Origin of the sequence: Streptomyces sp. SCSIO 75703, assembly GCF_036607905.1 — a bacterium.
Classification (GTDB): domain Bacteria; phylum Actinomycetota; class Actinomycetes; order Streptomycetales; family Streptomycetaceae; genus Streptomyces.
Genome location: NZ_CP144555.1, coordinates 5607604 through 5625029 on the forward strand (window position 1 = coordinate 5607604; position 17426 = coordinate 5625029).

Consider the following 17426-nt stretch of genomic DNA (forward strand, 5'->3'; position numbering starts at 1 on the left):
CGTCCGCCCTCCGTTCCCCGGCATTCTCGCCCACCGGCCGGTGCCCGGGCGGGACGGGCGGTCGCGGGGGCGCCGCCACGCGGGGAGCCGGGCGGGTCCGGACCCGGCTCGAACAGGATTGCATAAACGTGCAGGGAAACGTATAGTCATGCCATCCAGGAGGAGGGTTTTCCCATGGCGGTACGTGCGGCAGTGGCCGGAGCGAGTGGATACGCGGGCGGAGAGCTGCTGCGTCTGCTCCTCACGCACCCGGAGATCGAGATCGGCGCCCTGACCGGCAACGCGAACGCCGGACAGAGGCTGGGGGCGCTCCAGCCGCACCTGCTGCCGCTCGCCGACCGCGTCCTGGAGCCGACCACGCCAGAGGTCCTCGCCGGGCACGACGTGGTCTTCCTCGCACTGCCCCACGGGCAGTCCGCCGCCGTCGCCGAACAGCTCGGGCCGGACGTCCTGGTGATCGACATGGGCGCCGACTTCCGGCTCGCGGACGCCGCCGCCTGGGAGCGGTTCTACGGCTCCCCGCACGCCGGCACCTGGCCCTACGGCCTTCCCGAACTGCCGGGTGGCCGCGCCGCGCTGGAGGGGTCCAAGCGCGTCGCGGTGCCCGGTTGCTACCCGACCGCCGTCTCGCTCGCGCTCTGGCCGGCCTACGCCGCCGGACTCGCCGAGCCCGAGGCCGTCGTCGTCGCCGCCTCCGGCACCTCCGGCGCCGGCAAGGCACCCAAGCCGCACCTGCTCGGCAGCGAGGTCATGGGCTCCATGTCTCCCTACGGCGTCGGCGGGGTCCACCGGCACACCCCCGAGATGATCCAGAACCTCGGCGCGGCGGCCGGCGAGCCCGTCACCGTCTCCTTCACCCCGACCCTCGCGCCGATGTCCCGCGGCATCCTCGCCACCTGCACCGCCGCCGCCCGCCCCGGCGTCACCGCCGAGTCGCTGCGCGCCGCGTACGAGAAGGCGTACGCCGACGAGCCCTTCGTGCGGCTGCTGCCCGAGGGGCAGTGGCCCGCCACCGCCTCCGTCCACGGCTCCAACGCCGTGGTGGTGCAGGTCGCCCACGACACCGCGGCGGACCGGATCATCGCGATCAGCGCCATCGACAACCTGACCAAGGGCACCGCGGGCGGTGCCGTGCAGAGCATGAACATCGCCCTGGGCCTCGACGAGACCACCGCACTGACGACGATCGGAGTTGCGCCGTGAGCGTGACGGCAGCACAAGGCTTCACGGCGGCCGGCATCGCCGCCGGGATCAAGGAGAACGGCAACCCGGACCTGGCCCTCGTGGTCAACACCGGCCCCCGCCGCGCCGCCGCCGGCGTCTTCACCGCCAACCGCGTCAAGGCCGCCCCCGTCCTGTGGTCCGAGCAGGTCCTCGCGTCGGGCCGGCTCTCCGCCGTGGTCCTCAACTCCGGCGGCGCCAACGCCTGCACCGGCCCGCAGGGCTTCCAGGACACCCACGCCACCGCCGAGAAGGCCGCCGAGGTGCTCGCCACGGCCGCCGGCGAGGTCGCGGTCTGCTCCACCGGCCTCATCGGCGTCCCGCTCCCGATGGACAAGGTGCTCCCCGGCGTCGAGACCGCCGCGGCCCACCTGTCCGAGCACGGCGGCGAGAAGGCCGCCATCGCCATCAAGACCACCGACAGCGTCCACAAGACGGCCGTCGTCACCCGGGACGGCTGGACCGTCGGCGGCATGGCCAAGGGCGCCGGCATGCTCGCCCCCGGCCTCGCCACCATGCTCGTCGTCCTCACCACCGACGCCGACCTGGAGGTCCCGGCCCTGGACCGCGCCCTGCGCGCCGCCACCCGGGTCACCTTCGACCGGGTCGACTCCGACGGCTGCATGTCCACCAACGACACCGTCCTGCTGCTCGCCTCCGGCGCCTCCGGCGTCACCCCTGAGTACGACGCCTTCGCCGAGGCCGTCCGGACCGTCTGCGACGACCTCGGCCGGCAGCTCATCCGGGACGCCGAGGGCGCCGGCAAGGACATCAGGATCGAGGTCGTCAACGCCGCGAGCGAGGACGACGCGGTCCTGGTGGGCCGCAGCATCGCCCGCAACAACCTCCTCAAGTGCGCCCTCCACGGCGAGGACCCCAACTGGGGACGCGTGCTCTCCGCCATCGGCACCACCTCCGCCGCCTTCGAGCCCGACCGGCTGAACGTCGCCATCAACGGCGTCTGGGTCTGCAAGAACGGCAGCGTCGGCGAGGACCGCGACCTGGTCGACATGCGCTACCGCGAGGTGCACATCGTGGCCGACCTCGCGGCGGGCGACGCCACCGCCACCATCTGGACCAACGACCTCACCGCCGACTACGTCCACGAGAACAGCGCCTACTCCTCATGAGCAACGGACCGACCCGCAAGCACACCGCCCTGCCCAAGGCCCAGATCCTCATCGAGGCCCTGCCCTGGCTGACCCGCCACCACGGCAAGACGGTCGTCGTCAAGTTCGGCGGCAACGCCATGGTCGACGAGGAGCTGAAGGCGGCCTTCGCCCAGGACGTCGTCTTCCTGCGTCACGCCGGCCTCAAGCCGGTCGTCGTGCACGGCGGCGGCCCCCAGATCAGCGCCGCCCTCGACCGGCACGGCATCGTCAGCGAGTTCCGGGCCGGACTGCGCGTCACCACCGAGGACGCCATGGACGTCGTACGGATGGTGCTGGCCGGACAGGTCCAGCGCGAACTGGTCGGGCTCCTCAACGAGCACGGACCGTTCGCCGTCGGACTCACCGGCGAGGACGCCCACACGATCAGCGCCACCCGGCACCGGCCTGAGATCGACGGCGAGCGCGTCGACATCGGCCGGGTCGGCGAGATCACCGCGATCGACACCGGCGCCATCGAGGCACTGCTCGCCGACGGACGCATCCCGGTCGTCTCGTCCATCGCCCGCTCCGAGGACGACGGACACGTCTACAACGTCAACGCCGACACCGCCGCCGCCGCGCTCGCCGCGGCGCTCGGCGCCGAGACCCTGATGGTCCTCACCGACGTCGAGGGCCTCTACGAGGACTGGCCGCACAGCGACGAGGTGATCAGCCGCCTCACCGCGTCCCAGCTCGAAAAGCTCCTGCCCGAGCTGTCCTCGGGCATGGTGCCGAAGATGGAGGGCTGCCTGCACGCCGTACGCAACGGCGTCACCACCGCCCGCGTCATCGACGGCCGGGTCCAGCACTCGATCCTGCTGGAGATCTTCACCGACGAGGGCATCGGCACGATGGTCGTGCCGGACGGACAGGGGGAGTCGTGACCACCAACGAGGAACTCACCGCGCGCTGGCAGGGCGCGCTCATGAACAACTACGGCACGCCGCGCCTGCCCCTGGTCCGCGGCGAGGGGGCCCGCGTCTGGGACGCCGACGGCACCGCGTACCTCGACTTCGTCGGCGGCATCGCGGTCAACGCGCTCGGCCACGCCCACCCGGCCGTCGTCGAGGCCGTCACCCGGCAGATCTCCGCGCTCGGCCACGTCTCCAACCTCTACGTCGCCGAGCCCCCCGTCGCCCTCGCCGAACGGCTCCTGTCCCACTTCGGCCGTGACGGCAAGGTCTTCTTCTGCAACTCCGGCGCCGAGGCCAACGAGGGCGCCTTCAAGATCGGCCGGCTGACCGGGCGGCCCCACATGGTCGCCACCGAGGGCGGCTTCCACGGCCGCACGATGGGCGCCCTCGCGCTGACCGGCCAGCCCGGCAAGCGCGACCCCTTCCTGCCGCTGCCCGGCGACGTCACCCACGTCCCCTACGGCGACGCCCAGGCGCTGGCCGCCGCCGTCACCGAGGACACCGCCCTCGTCGTCGTCGAGCCGATCCAGGGCGAGAACGGCGTCGTCGTGCCGCCCCCCGGCTATCTCAAGGCCGCCCGCGCCATCACCGCCGCCACCGGCGCCCTGCTCGTCCTCGACGAGGTGCAGACCGGCGTCGGCCGCACCGGCCACTGGTTCGAGTACCAGGCCCACGAGGGCGTCCTCCCGGACGTCGTCACCCTCGCCAAGGGGCTCGGGGGCGGGCTGCCGCTCGGCGCCACCGTCGCCTTCGGCCGCGCCGCCGACCTGCTCGGCCCCGGCCACCACGGCACGACCTTCGGCGGCAACCCGGTGGCCTGCGCCGCCGGACTCGCCGTCCTCGACACCATCGCCGACCAGGGCCTGCTGGAGAACGTCAAGCGGCAGGGCGAGACGCTGCGCGGCGCGATCGAGTCCCTCGGACACCCGCTCGTCGACCACGTCCGGGGCGCGGGCCTCCTGCTCGGTATCGTGCTCACCGGGCCGGCCTCCGCCGCGGTGCAGCGGTCGGCCCAGGACGCCGGAATCCTCGTCAACGCGCCCGCCCCCGATGTCGTACGGCTGATGCCCCCGCTGATCCTCGGCGACGACGCGGTGGACGCCTTCCGCGGGGCGCTGCCCGGCATCCTTGACCAGGCCCTCGCGGCCCACGGGGACGGACGATCCGGAGAATGAGACGACGATGAGCCAGGCGCAGGAGCAGGAGCAGACCGGGGGACCTGCGGTGCCGCAGACCCGAACCGCACGCCACCGCCGGATCGTGGACATCCTGAACCGGCAGCCGGTGCGCTCGCAGAGCCAGCTCGCCAAACTGCTCGCCGACGACGGGCTGAGCGTCACCCAGGCGACGCTCTCCCGGGACCTGGACGAGCTGAACGCGGTCAAGATCCGCAATCCCGACGGCGACCTGATCTACGCGGTGCCCAGCGAGGGCGGTTTCCGCACCCCGCGGGCGCCGCTGGGCGGGTCGGTCAAGGAGGAGCGGATGCGGCGGCTCTCCGCCGAACTGCTGATCTCCGCCGAGGCGTCGGCGAACCTCGTGGTCCTGCGCACCCCGCCCGGCGCCGCGCAGTTCCTCGCCTCGGCCATCGACCAGGCGGAGCTGCACGACATCCTCGGCACCATCGCCGGGGACGACACCCTGCTGCTGATCAGCCGGGACCCGGCGGGCGGCCAGGCCCTCGCCGACCACCTGCTGCGGCTCGCCCAGAACGGGACCTGAGCCCGCCCGCGCCCACCGGGTCCGGCCGTCGGCTCCTCAGCCGAGCCAGGCGGCCAGGCCCCGGGTGCAGTGGACCTCGCCGCCCGCCGTGACGAGCAGCGCCTCCACCTGCGGCAGGGACTCCAGCCACGCCAGGCCCTTTCGCGACCCCATGGCGAAGGCCGCCGTCGCCCAGCAGTCCGCCCAGGTCAGCCGGGGCGCCACCACCGTCACCGAGACCAGGTCGGTCACCGCGGGGAGCCCGGTGCGCGGGTCGACGACGTGGGCGCCGCGCTCCGCCGAGCCCGAGGTGGCGACGGCCAGCTCCGCCGCGCCCGCCGCCGAGACGACCGCCGCGAGCCCGCCCGGACGCAGCGGGTCCGCCACCCCGACCCGCCAGGGCCGTGGTGTCCCGGGCGTCCCGAGGAGCTGCACGTCCCCGCCGCCGTTGAGGTTGACGCCGTGGGCGCCGGCCGCCGCGATCCGCCGGGCCGCCCGCTCCACCGCCCAGCCCTTGACGATCCCGGTCGGATCGAGGCGGCCCCGGAGGAACGTGCCGAACCAGCCCTCGCTGACCCGCTCCGCCTCCGCCGCCAGCTCCAGCACCTCCGCGACCTCCGGCGCGCACCCGGCCACCGTCAGCTCGCCCCGCGCCAGCCGGCTGACCTCGCTGTCGTCCCGGTAGGTGCTGAAGACCTCGTCGGCCCGGCGCAGCCCGGCGACCGCCTCGTCCAGCGCCGCCCGCACCGCGCCGGGGTCCCCGCCGCGGACGTCGAAGGAGAAGACGGTCCCCATCGTCTCCGCCACCCGGCGCACCCCGGCGGGGGCCCTCGCGGACCCGGAGCCCGGGTCAGCCACCGGCCCGGTCCAGTGCCGACTGGAGGGACTGCTGGTATCCGGCGCTGGTGTAGGTGGCGCCGGAGACGGCGTCGATGTCGGCGGTTCCGGTGGTGATGGCGGCCTGGTTGAGGAGGGGGACGGCGTCGGCGGTGATCCGGTCGCTCTGTCCGCCCCGGGGTGCCCGGACCGCCTCGGCGGCGGTGATCTTCCCGCCGCTGACGGTGACGCGGACCTGCACCGGACCGTACGGGGTGTCCGCCGCGTCGCCCGTGACCGTGCCGTCGCCGGGGCCCCGGCCGCCCTGCGGCCCGGCCGCCGCCGGCGGGGCCGTGCCCGCCGCCGGGACCGAGCCCGGACCGGACGCCGGCTTCAGGGACAGCAGCAGCACGATCCCGGACACGGTCGCCGCGCCCACCAGCACCGCCCGCCGGACGGGGTGGTTCTTCCTCATCGCTTCGCAAACTCCTGACTCGTGGTTCCCCGAAGGCCCCGGGGCCCCCGGCGGGCGGACGTCCGGTCCGCGCCGCTCACATCTCGAACGACTCGTGGTGGATACGGCGGGCCGGGACCCCCGCGCCGCGCAGGGCCTCGTACACCGACCGGGCGAAGCCGGGCGGCCCGCACATGAAGACGTCGTGCCGGTCGAGGTCCGGGATCTTGCGGCGCAGGGAGTCCGCGGAGATGTCCGGGCGTTCCCCGTCCGGGCTGTCGACCGCGTACATCAGCCGTGCCCCGCGCTCCTCGGCGATCCGGGCCAGTTCGTCCCAGAGGGCCAGGTCCTGGGTGCTGTTGGCCCGGTAGAGCAGGGTGAGGTCACCGGCGGCCCCGGGCAGCGTCTCGAAGAGCGCCCGCATGGGCGTGATGCCGACGCCGCCCGCCACCAGCAGCACCTTGCCGCGGCTGCGGCGCTGGGCGGTCATGGCACCGTACGGGCCCTCCGCCCACACCCGGGTGCCGGGGGTCAGCTCGCGCAGCCGGGTGCTGTGGTCGCCGATCGCCTTCACGGTGATCCGCAGCCGCTCTGGGCGCGGGGCGGCCGACAGCGAGTACGGGTGCGAGCTGAAGCGCATGCCCGGGGCCATGAAGCGCCAGCGGAAGAACTGCCCGGCCTCCGCCCCCATCCGGTGCAGCTTGCGGCCGGTGATCAGCACCGACACGATCCCGGGCGCCTCCTCGATCACCGCCTCGACCCGCATCCGGTGCCGCAGGTTCAGCCGCAGCGGGGTCAGCACCCGGTACCACAGCACCAGCGCGGTCACCGACCCGTACAGCGCGTACCAGACGGTGGTGGCGACCGGGTCGGCGGCGAACTCGTTGCCGGTGGTGAGCTGGTGCCAGAAGGTCAGGAACACCGACGCGTAGGTGAGCAGGTGCACGTGGTACCAGGCGTCGTACGGGAGGCGGCGGCGGACTGGGCCGACGGAGATCAGGCCGATGAGGACCAGGAGGCCGGTGCCGATCGCGGCCTTGCCCATGTCGGGCAGTGCGTTCACGGAGGAGACCGTCTGCGCGACCAGGCCGCCCAGGCCCTCGCCGGCCTGCGCCGCGTAGCCCCACATCGTCAGGAAGACGTGGGCGACGACGAGGCAGAGCGTGTACCGGCCGCTCATGGCGTGCCAGCGGGCGACCCGGTCGGAGCCCACCCGCCGTTCCAGGGCGGGGACCCGGGCCATCTGGAGCACCACGAGCGCCATCAGGTAGCCGGCCAGCAGACCGGTGATGCGTCCCGCGTTCAGGAGCCGGCCGGCGTCGTCGGAGATGGCGGGTGTGTTGCGCCACCACAGCCACAACACACCCGCCGCGCCCGCCCACACGGCGAGCAGCAAGGGGACGGCCGGGGATCGGCGGGGACGGATGCGGCGCATCGTCTGGCGGCGGGCGGCACGGCCGCCGGCGAGCGTGGTGGTCACGGTTCCTCCGTGGGGACTTGGCCCTTGGACCACAGATACGCGCGCCACCGCCCCCGTGTTCAGCCGTGTCCGGTACGGGTCCGGGCGGGGCCCGGCGGGGGGCGTCCCGGGGCGTCCCGCGCGGGCCGGGAGAGGCCGGTGCGCGGGAGGTCTCCCGGGAGCCCGGGAGGTCAGGCGAGGGCCGTCGGTCCCTCGGCCGTCCCGATCGCCAGGTGCGGGCGGGCCGCGGGGTCGGCCCAGCGCAGGATGCTCCGCATCGCGTCGGCCGGCACCGACACGCAGCCGGCGGTCGCCCCGCGCCCGTCGACGTGCAGGAAGATGCCCGCGCCGCGTCCGCGCACCGGACGGTGGTAGTTGAAGCCGACGACCAGGGCGTGGGCGTACTGCGCCGGGTAGTCGGCCAGACGCTCGGACTCGGCGGCGGCGCAGTCGGCGGCGAGCGGCTCGCTCCAGCGGTTGTAGGCGCCGGAGGCGTTGTCCTGGCACCACCAGGAGTCGGGGCCCACCGGCCGGTACCGGTACGCCGTCCCGCGTGGCGCGGGCGCGGTGCCGAAGGCGTACGGCAGGTCGTACAGGCCGGTCGGGGTGGTCTCGGTGCCCTGGACGCGGCCGGCCCCGTCGGCGAGCCCCCGGGCGCCGAACCGGGCGGGCGCGGTGCCCGCCGCGACCCACCGGCCGTCCCGGCGCTCCCACCAGGTGAGCGTGCCGGAGGTGGAGCCGAGGTCCGGGGCGACGGCGGTGAGGAGCTGGGTGCCGCCGCCGGTGTCCGCCATCCGTTCCGGCAGCGTCGCGGCGGGCGCCCCGGCGGCGGGGGCCGCTCCGGCCGGGGCGAGCAGCGCCGTGGCGGCGAGGAGGGCGGGGAGCAGACCGGGACGCATGGTGGTGAACGTAGCCGCCGGGGGCGCGAGCGGCAGCCCGGAAGGTCCGTCCGGGGAGCCCGGCGGCCGGGGGAGGGAACGGGGCGGGTGCCGGCCCGCCCCCGCGGGCCACCCGTGGCCGCCCCGGCCGGCGCTTCGCGGGACGGCCACGGCGCGCGGACCGGCATGCGTCCGCGCTCGCCCGGGGGTACGGAACGGGGCCGGCCGGCGTTCAGCCACCCCCGGGATTGACGAATCATGCGGAGTTCTGCATACTCATGCATGTCAGCGAATGCACTGTAAGGAGAAACCCGTGACCGAGCGCGTCGTACTCGCCTACTCCGGCGGTCTGGACACCTCCGTCGCCATCGGCTGGATCGCCGAGGAGACGGGCGCCGAGGTCATCGCCGTCGCCGTGGACGTCGGCCAGGGCGGCGAGGACCTGGACGTCATCCGCAAGCGCGCGCTCGCCTGCGGTGCCGTCGAGGCCGAGGTCGCGGACGCCAAGGACGAGTTCGCCGACGAGTACTGCCTCCCGGCGATCAAGGCCAACGCCCTCTACATGGACCGCTACCCGCTGGTCTCGGCCCTGTCCCGGCCGACCATCGTCAAGCACCTCGTCGCCGCCGCCCAGAAGCACGGCGCCACCACCGTCGCCCACGGCTGCACCGGCAAGGGCAACGACCAGGTCCGCTTCGAGGCCGGCATCGTCGCCCTCGCCCCCGACCTGAAGTGCATCGCCCCGGTCCGCGACTACGCCATGACCCGCGACAAGGCCATCGCCTTCTGCGAGGACAAGGGCCTGCCCATCGCCACCACCAAGAAGTCCCCGTACTCGATCGACCAGAACGTCTTCGGCCGCGCCATCGAGACCGGCTTCCTGGAGGACATCTGGAACGCCCCGATCGAGGACATCTACGAGTACACGCAGAACCCGGCCGTCGCCCGCGAGGCCGACGAGGTGGTCATCTCCTTCAAGGAGGGCGTCCCCGTCGCCGTCGACGGCAAGCCCGTCACCGTCCTCCAGGCCATCCAGCAGCTCAACGAGCGCGCCGGCGCCCAGGGCGTCGGCCGGATCGACATGGTCGAGGACCGCCTGGTCGGCATCAAGTCCCGCGAGGTCTACGAGGCCCCCGGCGCGATGGCCCTGATCACCGCCCACCAGGAGCTGGAGAACGTCACCGTCGAGCGCGAACTCGCCCGCTACAAGCGGCAGGTCGAGCAGCGCTGGAGCGAACTGGTCTACGACGGCCTGTGGTTCTCCCCGCTCAAGCGCGCCCTGGACGGCTTCGTCGACGAGGCGAGCCGGCACGTCACCGGCGACATCCGGATGACCCTGCACGGCGGCCGCGCGGTCGTCACCGGCCGGCGCTCCGAGTCGTCCCTGTACGACTTCAACCTGGCCACCTACGACACGGGCGACTCCTTCGACCAGGCCGCGGCCAAGGGCTTCATCGACATCTACAGCCTGTCGTCGAAGATCGCCGCCAAGCGGGACCTCGCGTAAGCCCGGGGGAGACCCCGCACGCACTAGCCTGGCGACCGCCTCCCCGCACCGCGCGGGGAGGCGGTGGCACATCCGCACCCCTCCCGAGGAGCAACGCAAGTGAGCAGCAACAGCGGTGACGTACGGCTCTGGGGCGGCCGTTTCGCCGACGGACCCGCCGAGGCCCTGGCGAAGCTGTCCGCCTCCGTCCACTTCGACTGGCGGCTCGCGCCCTACGACATCGCCGGCTCACGCGCCCACGCGCGCGTGCTGCACCGCGCCGGGCTGCTCACCGAGGACGAGCTGACCCGCATGCTCGGGGGGCTGGACCGGCTGGAGGCCGACGTCGCCTCGGGCGCCTTCACCGGCACCATCGCCGACGAGGACGTGCACACCGCGCTCGAGCGCGGGCTGCTGGAGCGCCTGGGCGCCGACCTCGGCGGCAAGCTGCGCGCGGGCCGCTCCCGCAACGACCAGGTCGCCACCCTCTTCCGGATGTACCTGCGCGACCACGCCCGCGTCCTCGGCGCGCTGATCGCCGACCTCCAGGACGCCCTGGTCGGCCTCGCCGAGGCCCACCCGGACGTGGCCATGCCCGGCCGCACCCACCTCCAGCACGCCCAGCCGGTGCTCTTCGCCCACCACGTCCTCGCCCACGTCCAGGCGCTGTCGCGGGACGCGGAGCGGCTGCGCCAGTGGGACGAGCGGACCGCGGTCTCCCCGTACGGCTCCGGCGCGCTGGCCGGTTCCTCGCTCGGCCTGGACCCGGAGGCGGTCGCCCGCGACCTCGGCTTCGAGCACGGCAGCGCCGCCAACTCCATCGACGGCACGGCCTCGCGCGACTTCGTCGCCGAGTTCGCCTTCGTCACCGCGATGATCGGGGTGAACGTCTCCCGGATCGCCGAGGAGATCATCATCTGGAACACGAAGGAGTTCTCCTTCGTGACCCTGCACGACGCCTTCTCCACCGGCTCGTCGATCATGCCGCAGAAGAAGAACCCGGACATCGCCGAGCTGGCCCGCGGCAAGTCCGGCCGCCTGATCGGCAACCTGACCGGACTCATGGCCACGCTCAAGGCGCTGCCGCTCGCGTACAACCGCGACCTCCAGGAGGACAAGGAGCCGGTCTTCGACTCCATCGACCAGCTCGAGGTCCTGCTGCCCGCCTTCACCGGCATGATGGCCACCCTCACCGTGCACCGCGAGCGCATGGAGGAGCTGGCGCCGGCCGGTTTCTCGCTCGCCACCGACATCGCCGAGTGGCTGGTCAAGCAGGGCGTGCCGTTCCGTGTCGCGCACGAGGTGGCCGGCGAGTGCGTCAAGGCGGCCGAGGCCGAGGGCAAGGAGCTGGACGAGCTGACCGACGAGCAGTTCGCCAAGATCTCCTCCCACCTCACCCCCGAGGTGCGCACCGTGCTGAACGTCCCCGGGGCCCTCGCCTCCCGCAACGGCCGCGGCGGCACCGCGCCCGAGGCGGTCGCCGTCCAGCTCGCCGAGGTCAAGGCCGACGTGGCGGCGCAGCACGCCTGGGCGGACGCCCGCAGCTGAGGTGAGGCGGGGGCATCACGGGTTACGTTGGTCCGGCAACCGCCAGGAGACGACCGAACGGGAGCCCGTGATGCCCTTCGCCCGACTGGCCTCGGCCACGACCCCGACCAGCCGCCTCGGCCTGGGCCTCGCCGCCGTCGGACGGCCCGGCTACATCAACCTGGGCCGTGAGCGGGACCTCCCGCCCGAGCGCACCGTCGACGCGCTGCGCGCCCGCACCCACGAACTCCTCGACGCCGCCTACGCCCAGGGCGTCCGCTACGTCGACGCGGCCCGCTCCTACGGCCGCTCCGAGGAGTTCCTCGCCGGCTGGCTCACCGGGCGGCCCGACGCCGCCGACGTGGTGGCCGGCAGCAAGTGGGGCTACACGTACACCGCCGACTGGTCCGCCGACGCCGAGCGGCACGAGGTCAAGGACCACTCCCTCGCCGCCTACGAGCGGCAGAGCGCCGAGTCCGAAGCGCTGCTCGGGGACCGGCTCGACCTCTACCAGATCCACTCCGTGACCCCCGACAGCCCCGCCCTCACCGACCGGGAGCTGCACGCCCGGCTCGCGGAGGCCGCCGGGCGCGGCCACACCGTCGGCTTCTCCACCAGCGGCCCGGACCAGGCCGCCGCCATCCGCGCCGCCCTCGCCGTCCGCGTCGACGGCGAGCCGCTGTTCCGGGCCGTGCAGTCCACCTACAACGCCCTGGAGACCTCGGCCGCCCCCGCCCTCGCCGAGGCCCACGAGGCGGGCCTCACGGTGATCGTCAAGGAGGGCGTGGCCAACGGCCGGCTGGCCGGGCCCGAGGCCCCCGCAAAGCTGCGGGCGGTGGCGGAGGAGACCGGCCAGGGCTGCGACGCGGTGGCCCTGGCGCTCGCCCTGCGGCAGCCGTGGGCGGGCGTCGTCCTCTCCGGCGCCGCGACCACCGTCCAGCTCGCCTCCAACCTGCACGCCGCCGTCGTCGACCTCACCGACGACCAGCTCACCCGCCTCGCCGGCCTGGCCGAGGACCCGCGCGCCTACTGGGAGCGGCGCGGCCGGCTGCCCTGGCACTGACCGCGGCGCCCGGCGCGCGCACCCGCCCCGGCCCGGCCGGCCAGGGGAGGAGGCGGGGTGCCGTGAGGCCGTCAGCCGTCAGCCGTCAGCCGTGAGCCGTGAGCCGTGAGTCGTCGGCCGTGAGATGCGCATGCCCCACGTGAGACATTGCTGTCTCACGTGGGTTACTGTTGTCTCATGGCTGTCGATCGTGACCACGTGCTCCGCAGCGCCGCGGACCTGCTGACCCGCAAGGCCACCGCCACCATGGACGAGGTGGCCAGGGCGGCCGGCATCAGCCGTGCCACCCTGCACCGGCAGTTCGCCGGGCGCGACGCGCTCGTACGGGCGCTGGAGGCGCACGGCATCGCCGCGTGCGGGAGCGCACTGGACGCCGCCCGCACGGAGGAGGGCACCGCCACGGACGCGGTGCGCCGGCTGGTGGTCGCCATCGAGCCCCACGCGGGCCTGCTGGCCTTCCTCTACACCGAGAACCAGCTCTTCGAAGGCGAGGAGCAGAACGCCGGCTGGACGGAGCTCGACGACCGCGTCGCCGCCCTCTTCCGCCGCGGCCAGGAGAGCGGCGAGTTCCGCATCGACCTCACCCCGGCCTGGCTCACCGAGGCGCTCTACGGCCTGCTGGCCTCCGCCGCCTGGGCGGTGTCCGAGGGCCGGCTCGCCCGTAACGACTTCACCCACATGATCGTCGAGTTGCTGCTCGGCGGCGCGCTCCGGAGAGAGACCTCATGACCCGCACCCTGCGGCCGGCCCCCGCGACACAGGAGCTGGGGCGCACCGGCCGCTGGCTGGCACTGTCCGTCCTGGTCCTGGCCGTCCTGCTGGTGGCCGTCGACGCGACCGTGCTCGGGCTCGCCACCCCCTTCATCAGCGAGGACCTGCGCCCGTCCGGCACCCAGTTGCTGTGGATCGGCGACGTCTACTCCTTCGTGATCGCCGGACTGCTCGTCTCCATGGGCAGCCTCGGCGACCGGATCGGACGCAAGCGCATCCTCCTGGCCGGTGCCACCGTCTTCGGCCTCGTGTCGGTGCTGAACGCCTACGCCACCAGCCCCGAACTGCTGATCGCCGCCCGCGCGCTGCTCGGCGTGGCCGGCGCCACCCTCATGCCCGCCACCCTGGCGCTGATCCGGAACATCTTCCACGACCCGCGCGAGCGCAGCCTGGCCATCGGCATCTGGGGGGCCACCGCCTCGGCCGGCATGGCGGTCGGCCCGATCGCCGGCGGCTTCCTGCTGGAGCACTTCTGGTGGGGCTCGGTCTTCCTGATCAACCTGCCCGTGATGGCCGTCCTGGTCGTGGTCGGCGCGCGGCTGCTGCCCGAGTCCCGTGACCCGAACCCCGGCCCCTGGGACCTGCCGAGCGTCCTGCTCTCCCTGGCCGGACTGGTCGGCGTGGTCTACGCGATCAAGGAGGCCGCGGCGCACGGCTTCGGCGGGAACATCCTGGTCGCGGGCCTGGTCGGCGCCGCCGCCCTGTACGGGTTCGTGCGCCGCCAGCTCACGCTGCCGCATCCGCTGCTCGACGTGCGGCTCTTCCGCAGCCGGGGGTTCAGCGGCGCCGTCCTGGCCGACCTGCTGACCATCCTCGGCCTGTCCGGGCTGGTCTTCTTCCTCTCCCAGTTCCTCCAACTGGTGCAGGACCGCTCGCCGCTGGAGGCGGGGCTCGCCGAACTGCCCGCCGCGGTCGGCGCGGTGGCGGCCGGACTCCTCGCGGGCCGTGCCGCCCGGCGGTACTCGGTCCGCGTCGTGGTCTCCGGCGGCCTGGCGGCGGTCGGACTGGCCCTGGCCGCCCTGACCACCATCGGACAGCACACCGGCTACCCGATGCTCGGCGCGGCCCTGCTGGTCGTCGGGCTCGGTGCCGGCTTCGCCTTCACGGTCACCTCCGACGTGATCCTCTCCAGCGTGCCCCCGCGGCAGGCGGGCGCCGCCTCCGCGGTCTCCGAGACGGCCTACGAACTCGGCGCCGCGCTGGGCATCGCCCTGCTCGGCTCCATCGTCAACGGGGTCTACCGGGACTTCACCGGTCCGGCGGGCACCCCGGAGGCGGCCCACGAGTCGCTGGGGGGCGCGGTGGAGGCCGCGGGCGCGCTGCCGGCGCAGACCGCGCAGACGATGCTGGACGCCGCCCGCGCCGCGTTCGTCGACGGGCTGACCCTCGCCGCCGGCGCGGGCGCCGTGGTCCTGCTGGCCGCGGCCGGAGCGGCCTGGCACCTCCTGCGCGGCCAGCGCCTGGGCGACGGGGACACCGCCGGAGGGGCGCAGGGGGACGGGCCGGTGCCGGGCCCGTGACCCCGCCCCCCGCACCGCGCCCGGCGCGGGGACCGTTGCCGGTCCCGGGACACGCGAAGGGCGGGCCGCCGTCCGGCTTGCCCGCCCTTCGTACGTCCTCGCGGCCCTACGCGGCCTTCGCCTTGCTCGCCCTTCGTACGTCCTCGCGGCCCTACGCGGCCTTCGCCTTGCTCGCGTACATGTCCACGTACTCCTGGCCGGAGAGCCGCATCACCTCGGTCATCACCGAGTCGGTCACCGCCCGCAGGACGTAGCGGTCACGGTCCATGCCCTCGTAGCGGGAGAACTCCAGCGGCTCGCCGAAGCGCACCGTGACCCGGCCCGGCCGGGGCAGGCCCTTGCCGCCCGGCTGGAGCCTGTCGGTGCCGATCATGGCGAACGGGACCACCGGGGCGCCGGTCATGAGCGTGAGCCGGGCGATGCCGGTGCGGCCCCGGTAGAGGCGGCCGTCGGGGGAGCGGGTGCCCTCCGGGTAGATGCCGAAGACGTTGCCCTCGTCCAGCACCCTGCGGCCCGTCATCAGCGCCGCGACCCCGCCCCGGCCGCCGTCGCGGTCGACCGGGATCATGCCGACGCCGGTGAAGAACCAGGCCATCAGCCGGCCCTTGAGCCCCTTGCCCGTGACGTACTCGTCCTTGCCGATGAAGAAGACCTGGCGGTCGCAGACGATCGGAAGGATCACCGAGTCGATGAAGGTCAGGTGGTTTCCGGCCAGGATCACCGGGCCGTCGCCGGGGATGTGCTCCGCGCCCTCCACCCGTGGGCGGAACATCAAGCGCATGAGCGGACCGAGCACTGCCTTGATGAACGCGAAGCGGGACAACGGGTCCTCCGGTGTCGGGTATGCGGTACGTCTGTGTGCAGGTGAGGACATTACTCGCGGTCAGGGGGGTGGCGCACGTCGGGTTCGCGGATCCGCCGCCCCGTGTTGACACGCGTTCACCTGCGCGGCACGCCGTACGACGGTGCCCGGCGCGGGCACGGCGGTGTGAGGCAGATCGCGTCCGCGAGGCGGCGCGTCCCCGCCGTCCCGGCGCCGCGGTCCGTCCCCAGAGGCCGCCGGAGGCTCCCGCCCCCTCCCGCTCGCCGAGGCGACACCCCGGCACCCCCGTCCGTTCCGGCCACGGTCCCCCGGGGGTCACGGGCGCGCCCCTACGATCGGCGCGCATCCGACGGCGGTCACACGGCAGGAGGACGTTCATGACACAGCGGCAGCAGGACGGCACGACGGACGGCACGGGCGGCACGGGCCGGCGGGCCCTGCTCGGCGCGGCGGTCCTCGGCGCGGGCGGCGCCGTGCTCGGGGCGGCGGGCGCGGCCCACGCCGGCACCGCGACCGCCGGGAGCCGGAGGGGCCCCGGTCGCGGCGGACTGCGGAGCCTGCCCGTCCCCACGGTCATCGCCCACCGCGGCGCCAGCGGCTACCGGCCCGAGCACACGCTCGGCTCCTACCAGCTCGCCCTCGACATGGGTGCCGACGTCGTCGAGGCCGGCGACCTCGTCCCCACCCGCGACGGCCACCTGGTCTGCCGGCACGAGCCGGAGATCGGCGGAACCACGGACGTCGCGGACCACCCCGAGTTCGCCGGGCGCCGGCGCACCAAGGTGCTCGACGGGGTCTCCACCACCGGCTGGTTCACCGAGGACTTCACGCTCGCCGAGCTGAAGAGGCTCCGCGCCACCGAGCGCATCCCGGCCAACCGCCCGCACAACACGCTCTACGACGGCCGCTGGGCCATCCCGACCTTCGAGGAGGTGCTCCGCTGGCAGGACGAGCAGACCCGGCGGCGGGGCACACAGGTGTGGATCTACCCCGAGCTGAAGCACCCCGCCTACTTCCGCGGCCTGGGCCTCGGCACCGAGGAGCGCCTGGCAGCACTACTGCGCCGGCACGGAAAGGACCGCGAGGACTCGCCCGTCATCGTCCAGTCCTTCGAACCGACCAGCGTCCGGCGGATGCGCTCCCTCGTCGGCAACCCGCTGGTGGTCCTGCTCTCCGACGCCAAGAGCCGCCCCTGGGACTTCGTCGAGTCCGGCGACCCGCGCACCACCGCCGACCTGATCACCCCGGCCGGGCTGCGCGAGATCGCCTCCTATGCCCAGGGCATCGGACCCACCCTCGACCTCGTCGTCCCGCGCGGCGCCGACGGCCGCCTCACCCGGCCCACCGGCCTGGTGCGCGACGCCCACCGGGCCGGCCTCGTCCTGCACCCCTACACGATGCGCAACGAAAACCCGTTCCTGCCCGCCGAGTTCCGCAAGGGCGACGACCCGGACGCGTACGGCGACGCCTTCGGCGCCTTCCGTGCGTACTTCGCCACCGGCATCGACGGCATCTTCACCGACCAGCCCGACACCGGCCTGCTGGCCCGCGCGGACGTCAACCGCTAACACGCGCAACCCCCTGTAAGGATGACGTCAGGCCATCCGCGCAACCCATCGCACGGGTGGCCGCGTCGCCCCGC

Annotated in this window: 16 protein-coding genes; 11 read left to right on the forward strand and 5 right to left on the reverse strand. The window is 74.1% G+C overall.

The features are described 5' to 3' along the window. Nucleotides 1–174 precede the first annotated feature (174 nt). Genes argC through VM636_RS24715 form a run of 5 tightly spaced genes read left to right on the forward strand, consistent with a single transcriptional unit; the run spans nt 175 to nt 5008 of the window. Nucleotides 175–1203, forward strand: a complete 1029-nt coding sequence (argC, locus tag VM636_RS24695) for an N-acetyl-gamma-glutamyl-phosphate reductase (RefSeq protein ID WP_030418126.1) — start codon at nt 175–177, stop codon at nt 1201–1203. Beyond that, nucleotides 1200–2351, forward strand: a complete 1152-nt coding sequence (gene argJ / locus VM636_RS24700) for a bifunctional glutamate N-acetyltransferase/amino-acid acetyltransferase ArgJ (RefSeq protein WP_338485759.1) — start codon at nt 1200–1202, stop codon at nt 2349–2351. Before argC ends, argJ begins: the two co-directional genes overlap by 4 nt. After that, nucleotides 2348–3256 carry an acetylglutamate kinase gene (gene argB, locus VM636_RS24705; RefSeq protein WP_030418128.1) on the forward strand — a complete coding sequence of 303 codons (909 nt, stop codon included), beginning with the start codon at nt 2348–2350 and terminating at the stop codon, nt 3254–3256. Before argJ ends, argB begins: the two co-directional genes overlap by 4 nt. Further along, nucleotides 3253–4461, forward strand: coding sequence for an acetylornithine transaminase (locus VM636_RS24710; protein WP_338485761.1), 1209 nt, complete (start codon nt 3253–3255; stop codon nt 4459–4461). The genes argB and VM636_RS24710 overlap by 4 nt, the downstream gene beginning before the upstream one ends. 7 nt (nt 4462–4468) lie before the next feature. Continuing rightward, nucleotides 4469–5008, forward strand: a complete 540-nt coding sequence (locus tag VM636_RS24715) for an arginine repressor (RefSeq protein WP_030418130.1) — start codon at nt 4469–4471, stop codon at nt 5006–5008. A 36-nt stretch (nt 5009–5044) separates the two neighbouring features. Here VM636_RS24715 and VM636_RS24720 read toward each other — a convergent pair whose 3' ends face one another. The 4 genes from VM636_RS24720 to VM636_RS24735 form a co-directional block, all read right to left on the reverse strand. Next, nucleotides 5045–5782, reverse strand: coding sequence for an FAD:protein FMN transferase (locus VM636_RS24720; RefSeq protein ID WP_338486450.1), 738 nt, complete (start codon nt 5780–5782; stop codon nt 5045–5047). Nucleotides 5783–5837: 55 nt separating this feature from the next. Beyond that, the gene (locus VM636_RS24725; protein ID WP_338485763.1) at nt 5838–6278 is read right to left on the reverse strand and encodes an FMN-binding protein; all 441 of its coding nucleotides are present in this window, start codon (nt 6276–6278) and stop codon (nt 5838–5840) included. Between the two features lie 76 nt (nt 6279–6354). Then, nucleotides 6355–7737, reverse strand: a complete 1383-nt coding sequence (locus tag VM636_RS24730) for a ferredoxin reductase family protein (RefSeq protein ID WP_338485765.1) — start codon at nt 7735–7737, stop codon at nt 6355–6357. 170 nt (nt 7738–7907) lie between these two features. Further along, a complete protein-coding gene (locus VM636_RS24735) occupies nt 7908–8615 on the reverse strand; it encodes a L,D-transpeptidase family protein (protein ID WP_338485767.1) in 708 nt (235 codons plus the stop codon). 292 nt (nt 8616–8907) lie between these two features. Here VM636_RS24735 and VM636_RS24740 point away from each other — a divergent pair, with 292 nt between their 5' ends. From VM636_RS24740 to VM636_RS24760, 5 genes are all read left to right on the forward strand, one after another. Then, nucleotides 8908–10101, forward strand: coding sequence for an argininosuccinate synthase (locus VM636_RS24740; protein WP_030418135.1), 1194 nt, complete (start codon nt 8908–8910; stop codon nt 10099–10101). Nucleotides 10102–10200: 99 nt separating this feature from the next. Beyond that, nucleotides 10201–11628, forward strand: a complete 1428-nt coding sequence (argH, locus tag VM636_RS24745) for an argininosuccinate lyase (protein ID WP_030418136.1) — start codon at nt 10201–10203, stop codon at nt 11626–11628. A 70-nt stretch (nt 11629–11698) separates the two neighbouring features. Next, complete coding sequence (locus VM636_RS24750; protein WP_338485770.1) at nt 11699–12670, forward strand: aldo/keto reductase; 972 nt, start codon at nt 11699–11701, stop codon at nt 12668–12670. A gap of 177 nt (nt 12671–12847) precedes the next feature. Next, a complete protein-coding gene (locus VM636_RS24755; protein WP_030418138.1) occupies nt 12848–13399 on the forward strand; it encodes a TetR/AcrR family transcriptional regulator in 552 nt (183 codons plus the stop codon). After that, a complete protein-coding gene (locus VM636_RS24760) occupies nt 13396–14961 on the forward strand; it encodes an MFS transporter (protein WP_030418139.1) in 1566 nt (521 codons plus the stop codon). Before VM636_RS24755 ends, VM636_RS24760 begins: the two co-directional genes overlap by 4 nt. A gap of 151 nt (nt 14962–15112) precedes the next feature. On the opposite strand, the gene VM636_RS24765 is transcribed toward VM636_RS24760, so the two are convergent. Next, entirely contained in the window at nt 15113–15784 is a 672-nt protein-coding gene (locus tag VM636_RS24765) for a lysophospholipid acyltransferase family protein (protein ID WP_030418140.1), read from the reverse strand. A gap of 377 nt (nt 15785–16161) precedes the next feature. On the opposite strand from VM636_RS24765, the gene VM636_RS24770 reads away from it, so the two are divergent. Continuing rightward, nucleotides 16162–17352 (forward strand): glycerophosphodiester phosphodiesterase, encoded by a 1191-nt coding sequence (locus VM636_RS24770; protein ID WP_030418141.1) that lies wholly within the window; start codon nt 16162–16164, stop codon nt 17350–17352. Nucleotides 17353–17426: the final 74 nt, after the last annotated feature.

Excerpts from the sequence above, each read along its gene's own strand:
- argC (WP_030418126.1), top strand. The coding sequence starts at position 175 with ATGGCGGTACGTGCGGCAGTGGCCGGAGCGAGTGGATACGCGGGCGGA.
- argB (WP_030418128.1), top strand. The coding sequence starts at position 2,348 with ATGAGCAACGGACCGACCCGCAAGCACACCGCCCTGCCCAAGGCCCAG.
- VM636_RS24715 (WP_030418130.1), top strand. The coding sequence starts at position 4,469 with ATGAGCCAGGCGCAGGAGCAGGAGCAGACCGGGGGACCTGCGGTGCCG.
- VM636_RS24720 (WP_338486450.1), bottom strand. The coding sequence starts at position 5,782 with ATGGGGACCGTCTTCTCCTTCGACGTCCGCGGCGGGGACCCCGGCGCG.
- VM636_RS24725 (WP_338485763.1), bottom strand. The coding sequence starts at position 6,278 with ATGAGGAAGAACCACCCCGTCCGGCGGGCGGTGCTGGTGGGCGCGGCG.
- VM636_RS24735 (WP_338485767.1), bottom strand. The coding sequence starts at position 8,615 with ATGCGTCCCGGTCTGCTCCCCGCCCTCCTCGCCGCCACGGCGCTGCTC.
- VM636_RS24750 (WP_338485770.1), top strand. The coding sequence starts at position 11,699 with ATGCCCTTCGCCCGACTGGCCTCGGCCACGACCCCGACCAGCCGCCTC.
- VM636_RS24755 (WP_030418138.1), top strand. The coding sequence starts at position 12,848 with ATGGCTGTCGATCGTGACCACGTGCTCCGCAGCGCCGCGGACCTGCTG.
- VM636_RS24760 (WP_030418139.1), top strand. The coding sequence starts at position 13,396 with ATGACCCGCACCCTGCGGCCGGCCCCCGCGACACAGGAGCTGGGGCGC.
- VM636_RS24770 (WP_030418141.1), top strand. The coding sequence starts at position 16,162 with ATGACACAGCGGCAGCAGGACGGCACGACGGACGGCACGGGCGGCACG.